Annotated in this window: 13 protein-coding genes; 7 read left to right on the top strand and 6 right to left on the bottom strand. The window is 72.1% G+C overall.

Features of this window, described 5'->3' with window-relative positions:
* The coding region (locus ACSNOG_RS29160; RefSeq protein ID WP_308314144.1) for a biotin carboxylase N-terminal domain-containing protein at positions 1-73 on the bottom strand (73 nt) is incomplete at its 3' end.
* 131 nt (positions 74-204) lie between these two features.
* Entirely contained in the window at positions 205-999 is a 795-nt protein-coding gene (locus ACSNOG_RS29155) for a response regulator transcription factor (RefSeq protein ID WP_436755703.1), read from the bottom strand.
* Positions 1,000-1,403: 404 nt separating this feature from the next.
* Here ACSNOG_RS29155 and ACSNOG_RS29150 point away from each other — a divergent pair, with 404 nt between their 5' ends.
* Entirely contained in the window at positions 1,404-2,108 is a 705-nt protein-coding gene (locus ACSNOG_RS29150; RefSeq protein ID WP_436755702.1) for a ScbR family autoregulator-binding transcription factor, read from the top strand.
* 504 nt (positions 2,109-2,612) lie between these two features.
* On the opposite strand, the gene ACSNOG_RS29145 is transcribed toward ACSNOG_RS29150, so the two are convergent.
* Positions 2,613-3,278: a ScbR family autoregulator-binding transcription factor gene (locus ACSNOG_RS29145; protein WP_436755701.1), complete on the bottom strand. Its 666-nt coding sequence runs from the start codon at positions 3,276-3,278 to the stop codon at positions 2,613-2,615.
* Between the two features lie 308 nt (positions 3,279-3,586).
* On the opposite strand from ACSNOG_RS29145, the gene ACSNOG_RS29140 reads away from it, so the two are divergent.
* Positions 3,587-4,822, top strand: a complete 1,236-nt coding sequence (locus tag ACSNOG_RS29140) for a ScbA/BarX family gamma-butyrolactone biosynthesis protein (protein ID WP_436755700.1) — start codon at positions 3,587-3,589, stop codon at positions 4,820-4,822.
* Between the two features lie 97 nt (positions 4,823-4,919).
* Here ACSNOG_RS29140 and ACSNOG_RS29135 read toward each other — a convergent pair whose 3' ends face one another.
* Positions 4,920-5,693, bottom strand: a complete 774-nt coding sequence (locus ACSNOG_RS29135; protein ID WP_436755699.1) for an SDR family NAD(P)-dependent oxidoreductase — start codon at positions 5,691-5,693, stop codon at positions 4,920-4,922.
* Between the two features lie 107 nt (positions 5,694-5,800).
* Here ACSNOG_RS29135 and ACSNOG_RS29130 point away from each other — a divergent pair, with 107 nt between their 5' ends.
* The 5 genes from ACSNOG_RS29130 to ACSNOG_RS29110 all read left to right on the top strand — a co-directional run bounded on the left by ACSNOG_RS29130 (position 5,801) and on the right by ACSNOG_RS29110 (position 9,821).
* On the top strand, positions 5,801-7,027 hold the full coding sequence (locus ACSNOG_RS29130; RefSeq protein WP_436755698.1) for an FUSC family protein: 1,227 nt from the start codon (positions 5,801-5,803) through the stop codon (positions 7,025-7,027).
* Positions 7,028-7,279: 252 nt separating this feature from the next.
* Positions 7,280-7,813: a ParH-like protein gene (locus ACSNOG_RS29125; RefSeq protein ID WP_436755697.1), complete on the top strand. Its 534-nt coding sequence runs from the start codon at positions 7,280-7,282 to the stop codon at positions 7,811-7,813.
* Positions 7,798-8,949, top strand: coding sequence for an MAB_1171c family putative transporter (locus ACSNOG_RS29120; RefSeq protein WP_436755696.1), 1,152 nt, complete (start codon positions 7,798-7,800; stop codon positions 8,947-8,949). Before ACSNOG_RS29125 ends, ACSNOG_RS29120 begins: the two co-directional genes overlap by 16 nt.
* Positions 8,950-8,997: 48 nt before the next feature.
* Positions 8,998-9,300: a thiamine-binding protein gene (locus tag ACSNOG_RS29115; RefSeq protein ID WP_436755695.1), complete on the top strand. Its 303-nt coding sequence runs from the start codon at positions 8,998-9,000 to the stop codon at positions 9,298-9,300.
* A 77-nt stretch (positions 9,301-9,377) separates the two neighbouring features.
* Complete coding sequence (locus tag ACSNOG_RS29110) at positions 9,378-9,821, top strand: CBS domain-containing protein (protein WP_436755694.1); 444 nt, start codon at positions 9,378-9,380, stop codon at positions 9,819-9,821.
* Between the two features lie 36 nt (positions 9,822-9,857).
* On the opposite strand, the gene ACSNOG_RS29105 is transcribed toward ACSNOG_RS29110, so the two are convergent.
* On the bottom strand, positions 9,858-11,129 hold the full coding sequence (locus ACSNOG_RS29105; RefSeq protein WP_436755693.1) for a condensation domain-containing protein: 1,272 nt from the start codon (positions 11,127-11,129) through the stop codon (positions 9,858-9,860).
* The coding region (locus ACSNOG_RS29100) for an NAD-dependent epimerase/dehydratase family protein (RefSeq protein ID WP_436755692.1) at positions 11,126-11,774 on the bottom strand (649 nt) is incomplete at its 5' end. The genes ACSNOG_RS29100 and ACSNOG_RS29105, both read right to left, overlap by 4 nt.

Below are 11,774 nucleotides of genomic sequence, written 5' to 3'. Positions count from 1 at the left end.
TCCCGGCATCCCGGCACGCGCGAGCAACGCGGACAGCGATTTCGCCACGGTTGGCGATGAGCACCTTGCGCACGATGAATGTCCTCTTTCAAAGACGATCGGAAGTCATCGGATGTCGGGAGACGCAATCAGAGAGCGGTCGAGTGACGATCGACGAGGCCGGGGCGTGCGGGCGGCGGGTGAGCCGACGGGCGGGGAGCGGGCTCAGGCGTGGCCGAAGCGGAAGCCCACGCCCCGGACGGTGATGATCCAGCCGGCGGATCCGAGCTTGCCGCGCAGGCTGCTGACGTGGGTGTCGATGGTCCTGCCGGGGCGGGACCAGGAGTCGTCCCACACCTGGGCCATGAGCTGTTTGCGGGAGACGACCTTCTCGGGGTGGGAGGCCAGCAGGTGGAGCAGGTCGAATTCCTTGCGGGTGACGTCGATCCGGCGCCCGCCCAGGCGGACTTCGCGCAGATCGGGGTCGATGGTCAGCGGTCCGCTGGTGATGACCTCCGCCGCGGGGCGCGCCACGGGACGCGCCCGGCGCATGACGGCTTGGATGCGGGCCATCAGCTCACGGAAGCCGTAGGGCTCCACGAGGTAGTCGTCGGCGCCGGCCTGCAGGCCGAGGACCCGGTCGAGCTCGCCCGCCGGGGCGGCCACCGCGATGATGGGGACCTCGCTGGCGGCCCTGACGGCCCGGCAGACCTCCAGCCCGTCGAGGTCGGGCAGTTCCGGATCCAGCAGGACCAGGTCCGCCGAGCGGTACTCGGCGAGGGCGGCCTTCCCGGTGCCGACGGAGAAGGCCTCGCAGCCGTGGCGCCGCAACCGCTGCGCGAGGACGTCGGCGGCACGGGTGTCGCTGTCGACGACGAGGATCCGCAAGGCCTCGTCCGGCTGTGTCGGGACCGGGACCCGGTCCGCAGGACGCCCGGCTCCGGGCCGGGTCACAAGGTGCCCGGCGGCTTCCCCGGGGGCGGGGGACGCGTCGAGAAGGCTGCTGACCTGCTGATCCATCACTGCTCCTGCGCGTTCGCGCGGCGACGGCGCCGCGAACAACCGTTCGCGGGCGACATTACAAACCGGGTTGTCGGTTTGTCAAAGCGCTTTTCGGGGCGAGGCTGCACTTTCTTCGACAGAAACCGCAAATCGGACTCACATCCACGCTGTCGAGCTCTCGATATGCGTCAACCAACCCTGTCTTAAGGGTAATTATCGCCATTTAGCGGATACCCCGCGCCTCATGCCACCTCGCCCACCAGCACAGTGAGCAACCCAAGAGGCACGGGCCGTACGGGGCACCCGGCACCAGATACTTCCCGTAAGGCACATATCCGGCGGCGGCAGTAGAAATAAAACCAGTTAGTTGGTTTCATGTGCGCCATGACGTGCGCCATGACGTTGCTCTCCAGGAGTTGCCGGTGACCAAGCAAGAACGGGCCATGAACACCCGACACGCACTGATCCGCTCCGCAGCCCAGGCCTTCGACCAGTTCGGCTACACCCGCGCCAAGCTCGCCGGCATCAGCGCCGGCGCCGGGGTGAGCTCGGGTGCCCTGCACTTTCACTTCGACACCAAGGCGGCCATGGCTGCGGCCGTGGAGTCCGAGGCCGCCCGGACCCTGCACGCCCTGGCCCGGCACGCCCAGCGCAAGAGCCCTTCCCCCCTCCAGGCCCTCGTCGACTCGTCGCACGTCATCGCCCAGCAGCTGCGGTGGGACGTCGTGGTGCGCGCAGGATTCCACCTCAACTGCCGTACCGCGCACCACTCCGAGACGAACCTGCGCCAGGAATGGCTCGAGTGCGTGCGCCGCACGCTGGAGCGGTCCGCGGCCCACGGACAGACACCGCCGCAGGCCGTGCGGGAGGAGCTGACCGCCGCGGTGGTGGGGGCGACCGCCGGGTTCGAGGCCCTGGCGCGCCACGACCGCACCTGGCTCTCGCGCCACACCCTCACCGGCCTCTGGCACACCCTGCTGCCGCAGCTGGCCACGCCCAAGGCGCTGACCCAGCTGCAACCCGCCGGCACGGACTCCGTCATCAACGCGACCGGCTCCACGACGGCCCCCGCGACCGGCTCCACGGCGGCCGACCGCCCCGCCGGAGCCGGCGCACTCCGCAGCTGAAGCACGCCCCGCGACACCGCCACGGACGAGAACGGCAAGCCACGACCCGCAACCACCGGGCCCGCAATGCTCATTGCGGGCCTTTGTCGTACCCCGAAAGATGAGAACCAACCATGCGGTTTCTCGGTTCTCCGACGCCCGCCCCTCCCCCGCGGCGCATTCACCCAGGTCACCGAAGGCGTATGGGATGTCGGCCGAGCCTTGACAAACAGGATGGCCGGTTTGTTAGCGTCCATGACGTCGGATCACCCGAGGCCCGCCGCCACGAGCAGCGGCCCCGGGACAGCTTTTCGATGCCGTGCCGGGGGTGACGAGGGGGGCTCGCACCCAGTGGCACCACGCACCCGCGCCGGCATCGGCCACATACACAGGGGGAAAGCGTGGACGTCGTCATCGGTGGCAGCACGAAGGGCTTGCCCCTGCATGCGGCAGCGGTCCTGCAGAGCCCGCCGCCCGCACATCGTCCGCCCGCCCGGCATCACCGCCGGGACGCCACCTCCGCCGTTACGAAGCGGCGGCTTCCGCTTCCTGCTCGCGCTGGGCCCGGTGCGCCTCCCAGACCCGCGTCCCACGGTCGGGAGCCGTGTCCAGCGCCCGCAGCGCACCGGGCACCGCGACGCCCGGCAGGATCGTGTCGTAGAGCAGCGCGACCCGCTCCTCCAGGGAGTCGCCGCCGTCCATCGCCGTCGAGAGGATCTCGACGCCCGTCCAGGCGCTCACGAACAGCGTGGCGATCCGGTCCGCGTCGACATGGGGCAGCACTTCGCCCTGCTCCTTCGCCGTGGCGAGCTGCCCCGCGATGAAGGCGATCCAGCCCGGCCAGGACGTGCCGAACAGGTCCCGTGCCTTGCGGTCGGCCGACAGCCGGATCGCGGCGCTCAGCAGGGGCTCCCTGGGCAGCCGGTGCGCCAGCACCATGCCGACGTCCACCCACTCCTGCAGGCGCGACTCCTGGGGCATGACGCCCTCGGTCGTCAGCGCCTCGCTGAGGACGCCACGGGCCAGCTCCTCCTTGGAGGCGAAGTGGAAGTACAGCGCACCCTTGGTCACGCCCGCGCGCCCGAGGATCTCCGCGATCGTCGCCGACTCGTACCCGTACTCGTCGAAGACTTCACCCGCCGCCTCGAGGATGAGACGGCGCGTGTGAATCGCCCGCGCCTGCTTCGCCATTGATGACCTCCCAATCACCGACAGTCAACCGCTACAAGACCGCTCACCCGGCGGGATCGCCGGGCACAGCCGGACGAGCCGGGCAGGGCCCGCGGACAACGGCCTGAGCAAGCACGACGACACCGGCGCACCGCGCGGAAACCTGTGGTCCGCCCCGGTGCGGCGGATCCGGGGTCTTCCTCACCCGGCCCGCCGGGCGACCGGCTCCATACCGCGCCACCCACCATAAAGCAAACCGGATAGTACGTATCTTATCACCGAGCCGGCTAACCACCGGGACGCACGAATCCACTTCGTCGAGGAGAGACGTGTCTCAGATCCTGCTCAGCCCCGCTCCCCGTGCCGACCACGGCACCCCGCAGCCCGCCGACCGGTCCGTCCCGTGCCGGAACGTGCGACTGCAGGCCGATCAGATCGATGCGTCCGGCCGGCTCCGGGCCTCGGCCGCCGACCTTAGCGCCGAAGGCGCCCGGGCCTGCAACGCTACCGGGGCCACCGCCGCCGACGCCCCCGGGACCGGCGGCAGCGGCCGTGTCGCCAAGGAGCTGGTGCACCTGAGCTTCGACGACGCCGTGTACCTGACCGGCTGCGAGCAGCGCGACGCCACCCACTACACCGTCTCCGCGGTCTGGCCCGCCCACACGACCCACCGCATACCCGGCCACGGCACCCACTACGAGACCCTCGTCGTCGCCCAGACCATTCGCCAGGCGGGCCTCTTCCTCGCCCACACCACCTACGCGGCGCCCCTGGACCACGCCACCCTCCTGCGCACCTTCTCCTACACCCTCAACCCCGAGGCCGCCGTCGACACCCACCGCGCGACGCCGCTGCGCATCGACGTCACGGCCACCCCCCTCACGACACGCAACAACCGCACCACTGCCCTCCACCTCCGCATGACCATCACCGCCGCCGGGTCCTCCGGCGACGGCGACGAGACCTCCGAGACCGTTCTCGCCACGGGCGAGACCGACTTCGAGTGGATCCCTCCGCGGGTCTACGGCCGCCTCCGCGGTGCCTACCACCGGCCGCCCACGACCCCGCCGCCCCTCACACCGCCGGTCCCGCCCTCGCAGACCGGCCGCACCGCGCCCGACGAGGTCGTGCTCAGCCCCACGACGCAGCCGCGGACGTGGCAGCTGCGCCACACCTTCGGCAACCCCGTCCACTACGACCACGCCGTCGACCACGTCCCCGGTCTCGTCCTCATCGAGGCCGCCAACCAGGCCGCGCACACCGTGACCGCGCCTGTCGCCGAGCCCTTCGCCGAAACCACCGCCGGCGCCGGCGGCACCGGCGACCCCGCAGCCGCGGACGCCGGCCCGTGCGCCTGTGACCCGGCCGCCGTGGACGGTGCCTACCGCCCGCAGCCGACCGCCACCCACACGACGTTCCACCGGTACGCGGAGTTCGACGCCCCCGTCGTCATCACCACCGAGACCCGCACCACCTCGCGCACCATCACCCACACGACGGTCGGGCGCCAGAACGGCGAGCCGGTCTTCACCACCACGCACACCGCTCCCGTGCCCGCCGTCTGACGGAGCGCGGCGCGCAGTACCACGGGGAGACACGGGCGGAGCCCGGCGGCCGGGATCAGGCCGCCGGGCTCCGCCCGCATCACGCCGCCGTGGAGCGTCACACCATCGTGAACCCGCCGTCGACCGGCAGCACCGCCCCCGTCACGAACGACGCCCGGTCGCTGCACAGCCAGGCCGCGGCCTCCGCGATCTCCGCCGGCTCGGCCGTGCGGGCCTGCGGCGTCAGGCGGTGGAGCTCCGGCTCGATGTGCGGGTTCCGCTCGAACCAGCCGGCGATGATCTCGCTCCGCGTCGTCCCCGGCGCGACGGTGTTCACCCGGATGCCGTGCGGCGCGTACTCCGCCGCCGCCGCCTTGGTCAGGCCGATCACCGCGTGCTTGGAGGCGATGTACGGTGCGGCGGCGGGTATCGCCTGCATCCCGGCGACGCTGCTGTTGTTGACGACGGAGCCGCCCGATCCGGCCTCCACCATGGCCGCGAGCTCGTGCCGCATCACGTTCCAGACGCCCCGCACGTTGGTGTCCATGATCGCGTCGTAGGCGTCGTCCTTCATCAAATGCATCGGCTCCTGGTCCCATCCGATCCCCGCGTTGTTGAACGCGGCGTCGAGGCGCCCGTGCCGCTCCACCGCGAACTCCACCGCCCGCCGCGCGTCCCCCTCGTCACGGATGTCGCCCACGACGTACGCGGCCTCGCCGCCGCCCCCGCGGATCTCCTCGCACAGCGCCGCCAGGCGCTCGCCCCGGCGTGCCGTCAGCACCACCGCCGCACCCTCGCGCGCAAACACCTTCGCTGCGGCAGCGCCGATGCCGCTGCTCGCCCCCGTCACCAGAACGCACTTACCGGCAAGAAAACCCTGATGTTCAGTCATGGCCGGAATCCTGCCACCCTGCCCCGTGGGGCCGGACGGCCCCTCCCGCCACCCGAGTGGCGCATCGGGTGGCTCGCAGGCGGGCGGGAAGGGGAAGGGAGCCCGATGTGCCCGGGCTTCGTGACCCCCTGACGATGCTGGTGAGGCGCGGCAGGGAACCCGCGGTCGTGCAGACGGTCCGGTCCACCGCGGCCTCGGTGATCGCCTATGTCGTGGCGCTGTGGCTGAGCAAGGAGCCGGCCCCGCTGACCGCGCCGCTGACCGCGCTGCTGGTCGTCCAGGTCACCCTGTACGCCACCCTCACCACCGGGGTGCGCCGGGTCAATTCCGTGGTGGCCGGCGTCATCATCGCCATCGGCTTCAGCGCGCTGGTCGGGCTGACGTGGTGGAGCCTCGGGCTGATCATCCTGGCCTCCCTCGTCATCGGGCGGTTCGTGAAGGCGGGCGAATTCGTGCCCGAGGTCGCGATCAGCGCGATGCTCGTCCTCGGGGTGACGCGGGTCGCGGAGACGGCGTGGGACCGCGTGCTGGAGACCCTGATCGGCGCGGTCGTCGGGCTGCTGTTCAACGTCCTGCTCGTGCCCCCGGTGTGGGTGCAGCCCGCCGGCGAGGCCATCGAGGACCTCGCCCGCCGGATGCGCCGCCTCCTGCAGGACATCGGCGAGGAGATCAGCGGCCACACCCCCGTGGAGCGGGCCGCGGCCCGGCTGCACGCGGCGCGGCGCCTCGACCACGACATCGTCGAAGTGGACGCCTCGCTGCGGCAGGCCGAGGACAGCCTCCGCCTCAATCCGCGCGTCAAGGAGGGGCTCCTCTACCGGGTCGTGCTGCGCACCGGGCTGGACGCCCTCGAAATCACCGCGGTGGTGCTGCGCGTGACCTGCCGGACCCTCACCGACCTCGCGAGCCACCGCCGGGAGGAGTCGCTCCTCCCCGAGGAGACCGCCGCCGCGCTGCGGGAGGTCTACACGCACATGGCCCTGGCGGTCGAGAACTTCGCCGTCGTCATCACCACGCACGTCACCACCAGCGCCGAGCACGCCGAGGACAACCTCACGCGCGAGCTCGAGGCCGCCCGCCGGACCCGTGACCACGCCGCGGAGCTCCTCCTCCGCCAGGTGCAGCTGCACCCCCGTCAGTGGCAGCTGCACGGGGCGCTGCTCGCGGAGATCGACCGCATCCTCGACGAGCTCGACGTGGAGAAGCGCACCGAGCGGCTGACGGGGGAACTCGACCGCCGCTCCCGCGAGCAGCGCGAGCGCTACCCGCGTCTCCACCGCGTCATGGAGCGCCTCCGCAAGAGCCGCTACGGCCGCCGCAGCACCCGCAAGTGACGGCCCGTTCCTTCGCGGACGGCTTTCCCCGGCAACGTTCCGCAACCCTGGCGTGACGCGGCGCGGCGATCTACGATCGCAGGCGGCTTGGGCATATGTGCGAGGGGGGCTCGTGGTGCTGCCGTCGACCGCCTTGGGGTGTGCAGCGCGGGCCTGCCCGCCCACCACCGGCTCCGGGGAGCCGCGATGACCCGGCGCGGCTACCGGGTCATGTGCCCGCCCGTCCCTACGACCGCGGGAGAAGCGACTGACATGCACTGGAGGCATCTGCGCCGCCGATGCCAGAAGGTGATCGGCCGGATCCCTGTGCCGGATCCTTTCTCCGCGCAGGACCTGTGCGAACGCCTCGCCGCCGAGCGTGACCGGCCGCTGCGTCTGCTGGCCCTGCCCACACCGACCGTCCCCGGCACGCCGTCGGGCATGCTGCTGTCCGTCGAGACCGAGGACTTCATCCTCTACGACGGGCAGACGAGCCCGTTGCACCAGGAGCACATCATCGTCCACGAAATCGGGCACCTGGTGTGCAACCACCGCTCCGCGCTCGACGACACCCGGCTCCACCGCCATCTCGACCTCACCGATCCCCAGTCGGTGCGCCGGGTCCTGCCGCGCATCCGCTACGGCGACGAGCAGGAGCAGGAGGCGGAGATGATCGCCACCTTGATCCTGGAGGCGGCGGGCCGGGTGCCGGCGCCGACACTGCTGTCGGGGATGCTCGGCGGCCTGGAGTCGGCGATGGGCCTGCGCGCGAGCCGTCCTGCGGGGGCTTCGTGCTCACCTGGATAGAGAACGCGGGCATCGCCGCGCTGTGGTCGGCCGCCGCCGTCAGGGCTCCGCAGGCCCTCCGGCACCGGGAGCAGCGGCCCCTGTGGTTCGCCGTCGTCATGATCGCCCTGGCGATGTCCATGCACCTGGAACCGGTGACGGCCGTGCTGGCGCGGATCGTCCCCGGGGCGCACTGGGTGGACCTGACCACCCATCTGTTCAGCATCGTCGACGCGGCGGCGGTCCTGTGGTTCATCCACGGGGCGGCCGGCCGCCACCGCCGCACGCGCCTGCTGTTCGGCACGGCGGCCGCCGTCATGGTCTGCCTGGTCCTGCTGGACGTGCTGGGGCCGGCGCACGCGCGCAATCAGATCCCGCCGTCCCGGTCCACGGCGAGCGTGCCGGACGCGTACTGGTGGGTGTTCTTCGCCTTCCACCTCACGGCCGACACCTTCTGCGGATTCGTGTGCTGGAGTCACGGCCGGCACGGCACGCCGCGTCTCCTGCGCTACGGGCTGCGCCTGTTCGGCACCGGCATCCTGCTGGCTTCCGTGCTGTGGTCGCTCAAGGTCGTCTACCTGTACACGCGTTCCCCGGTGTTCGCGCCGCTGTTCTCACCCGTGACCGGCGCGGAGGCGGCGTTCATGGCGCTCGGGGTGGCGCTCCCGGTGTTCGCCCGGATGCGGACCCACCTGCAGTACCGCAGGTCCTACCGGGGTCTGGAACGGCTGTGGCAGGACCTGACGACCCACACGCCGGACGTCGTGCTGCGCCCGGCCAACCGCATCGGCGCGGCGGCCGTCCCGCTCCAGCTGCGGCTCTACCGCCGGGTCATCGAGATCCGCGACGCGATGATCGTCCTGCGCAACTACATTCCGCCCGCCACGCTCGAATCCATCCGGCAGAGCGTGGGGCGGCAGTCCCTCCCGGAGCACCTGGTGGAGGCGCACATCACCGCGTCCTGGCTCACGGCGGCGCTGCGGAACAAGCACCGGGGCGAAAGACCCCACGCCCAGACGGCGAACCTCACCGGACCCACGGACCGGGACGCGGACGAGTCCTCGGCGCGCAGCCTGACCCACGAGATCGACCGTCTCCTGCTCGTCGCGGCCGCCTATCACGCGCCCACGACCGCCCCGCGGCGCGCGGGGAAGTGAGACGAGGAGAGACGAAGAGAGACGAAACAGAAAGGACGGCGGACCACCGTGCTCATCGCCTTCACCCTGACGCCCGTCGGCGTCGGAGAGAGCTTTCCGGACGAAATCGCCGACGCCGTGCGCATCATCCGCGAATCCGGGCTGCCGTACCGCTCGGATTCCATGTACACCATGATCGAGGGCGAATGGGACGAGGTCATGGACGTCGTCCGGCGGGCCACGGAGGCCGTCGCCGCGAGGGCGCCGCGGGTGCAGCTGGTACTCAAGGCCGATCTGTGGCCCGGGAGGCCCGGCCTGCTGGACGGGAAGATCGGCATGTTCGAGCGGCACATGGCCGATCGCGAGCGGTGAGCCGGGCGCGCGTGGCGTCGGGTGGTCATCCGTGTTGCGATGGAAGGAGGAAACCTGCCACGACGGGAGGAGCGATCATGGCACGGAACAAGCCGCTCAAGGCCCGCGACATCATGACGGCGGGCGCGCAGTGCGTCGGCGAGCACGAGTCGCTGCTGGACGCGGCGAAGATGATGCGCGAGCTCCACGTGGGAGCGCTGCCCATCTGCGGTGACGACGACAGGCTCCAGGGCCTGGTCACCGACCGGGACATCGTCATCGAGTGCGTGGCCGACGGTGTGGATCCGGCGAGTGTCGAGGCGGGTTCGCTCGGCGGGGAGCTGCACTGGATCGACGCGGATGCGGATGCGACGGACGCCCTGGCGACCATGGAGCAGCACCAGATCAAGCGGCTGCCGGTGATCGACGTGCAGAACGGCCACCGCCTGTGCGGCATGATCTCGGAGGCCAACCTCGCGCAGAACCTCTCCGACAAGCAGATCGCGGAGTTCGCGACGCGGGTGTACGCGGGCGCGCACTGAACGCCCGCGTCACGCGGAGGCGGAGGCGGGCACCCGCTAGCTCTCGGGACGGGCCAGAGCCGGCGTCCCGGCAGCCGTGGGTGCCACTGCCGCCCTGAGGTGGGCCACGGCCCTCTCGCACAGGCCCGCCGCATCGGGGTCGGTGGAGGTGACGCTGAGGAACAGCCGGCCGCCGAAGCCGACCAGGATGACCAGCGGTGCGCCGGAGAGGGTGGTGTGGGCCACGCCGTGCAAGGCGGTCAGGCGCAGATCTCCGTACCGGTCCGGGATGGACACGCGCATGTTGCTCAGTGACACGTCGAAGCGGGCGCTCTTCTTCTCGCTGCGGTGCAGCAACGCGGTGATCATCCGGTGGGGCAGGGGCATCAGCCGGAAGCCGGCCACGAGAGGGCGTAGTTCCTCCGGGTTCAGGCGGCGGTGCAGGCGTTCCTTGACGTCGCGGGCACGTTTCCAGAAGCCCTGCCCGGGCCCCGGGTCGACGGGGAGGACGAAGCTGGCCGCATAGAGGCCCACCGAGTCCCGGGGCACGGGCACGAGGATGCGGCGCAGGTCCGCCGCGACGGCGACGCGGGTGGGCGCGGGCACCCGCCGGGCGCGGGCGAAGGCCGTGCAGAGGGCGGCGTGCACGGTGGTGCCCTCGGCGCGGCAGCGCTCGAGCAGCGCGCTGGTCTCCGCCCTGTCCAGCGTCCAGGTGCGGCAGGTCAGGGCGGTGGCGGGGCTGCAGGCCGGGGCCGGGCCGGAGGCCTGGCCCGGGATGCGCAGGGAGCGGGAGAGCTTGACGAAGTCGGAGGGGCGGACACGCGGACCGGGCAGCAGGCCGTCGGCGGGCGGCGCGGCGACCACCGGCCGGCCCGTGGCGGGGGCGGCCAGGTGCTCGAGGACGTCGCGGATGACGATGGCGGCGGAGTGGCCGTCCGCCACGACGTGGTGGAAGACGGCGAGCAGGTCGAAGGACGTCCCGCCGTCGACGAGGACGAACCGCGCGAGGGGGCCGGTGGCGGCGGTGAAGGGGCGCTGGAGTTCCTCCTCCATCACGCGGGTGAGGGGGCGTCCGGCACCGGCGGTCACCACGCGCAGGGGCGTTTGGGGCACGTCGCGGGTCGTGAGCCACGCCCGCCAGGGGCCGGTGCGCTCCACGCGGGCGCCGAGGAGGGGGTGCCGGGTGCGGACGGCGGCCAGGGCGTGGCGGAGCCGGTCGGGAGTCGTCGCACCCTCTACGTGGACGGCCGCGGCGATGGTGGCGGGCAGTGCCTCCCCCGCCGCCCAGACCACGCGTTCGTACGGGGAGAGGCGTCGGCGCACGGTCATGTGCTGCTCCGGATGTCGAGGGGTGCGGGACTCAAGGTGCTGCGGAGTCCTTCGGGCCAGGTGATGCGGGGGGTGAAGGTGGGAAGGGTGCCGGGTGCGATGGTCCAGGAGGGGTGCCGGGCCTCGCCGACCTTGTCGGGGTTGAGGATGCCGCTGCGGCCCAGGGTGCGGGCGGCGGCCAGGGCCAGGGGAACGGGGAGGTGCACCACCCGGGGCGGGCGGCGGCCCACGGCGGCGGCGACGGCCGCGCCGATGTCGCTCCAGAGGTGCTCCGCGCCGTCCCCGGCGTGGTAGACCGCGCCCGGCGTGCCGGATTCGGCGGCGGTGAGCAGGGCCCGGCACAGGTCGTCGACGTGCAGGAGGGAGTAGCGGCGGGGCCCGCGGCGGCCGACGGCCGGAAGCAGTCCCGCCCTGGCGGCAGCGGTCAGGGCGGGCAGGAAGTGGCGGTCGCCCGGCCCGTAGACGACGGGCGGCCGCACGGTGAGGGCGGGCAGGCGGGAGTCGGCCTCCCGCAGCGCCTGTTCGCCGCCGAGTTTGCTGCGGCCGTACGCGGAGACGGGGGCCGGCCGGTCGTTCTCGTGGCGCAGCCGTCCGGGGCCGCTCGCGGCCAGTGAGGAGCAGTAGACGAGCCGGGGCGGGTGGGGC

Origin of the sequence: Streptomyces sp. URMC 124, from assembly GCF_051386455.1 — a bacterium.
Classification (GTDB): Bacteria; Actinomycetota; Actinomycetes; order Streptomycetales; family Streptomycetaceae; genus Streptomyces.
This window is presented reverse-complemented; position numbering and strand designations above follow the sequence as displayed.

Coding starts and splice junctions, on each gene's coding strand:
- ACSNOG_RS29135 (WP_436755699.1), bottom strand. CDS start 5,693: ATGACTGAACATCAGGGTTTTCTTGCCGGTAAGTGCGTTCTGGTGACG.
- ACSNOG_RS29155 (WP_436755703.1), bottom strand. CDS start 999: ATGGATCAGCAGGTCAGCAGCCTTCTCGACGCGTCCCCCGCCCCCGGG.
- ACSNOG_RS29125 (WP_436755697.1), top strand. CDS start 7,280: ATGCACTGGAGGCATCTGCGCCGCCGATGCCAGAAGGTGATCGGCCGG.
- ACSNOG_RS29105 (WP_436755693.1), bottom strand. CDS start 11,129: ATGACCGTGCGCCGACGCCTCTCCCCGTACGAACGCGTGGTCTGGGCG.
- ACSNOG_RS29145 (WP_436755701.1), bottom strand. CDS start 3,278: ATGGCGAAGCAGGCGCGGGCGATTCACACGCGCCGTCTCATCCTCGAG.
- ACSNOG_RS29110 (WP_436755694.1), top strand. CDS start 9,378: ATGGCACGGAACAAGCCGCTCAAGGCCCGCGACATCATGACGGCGGGC.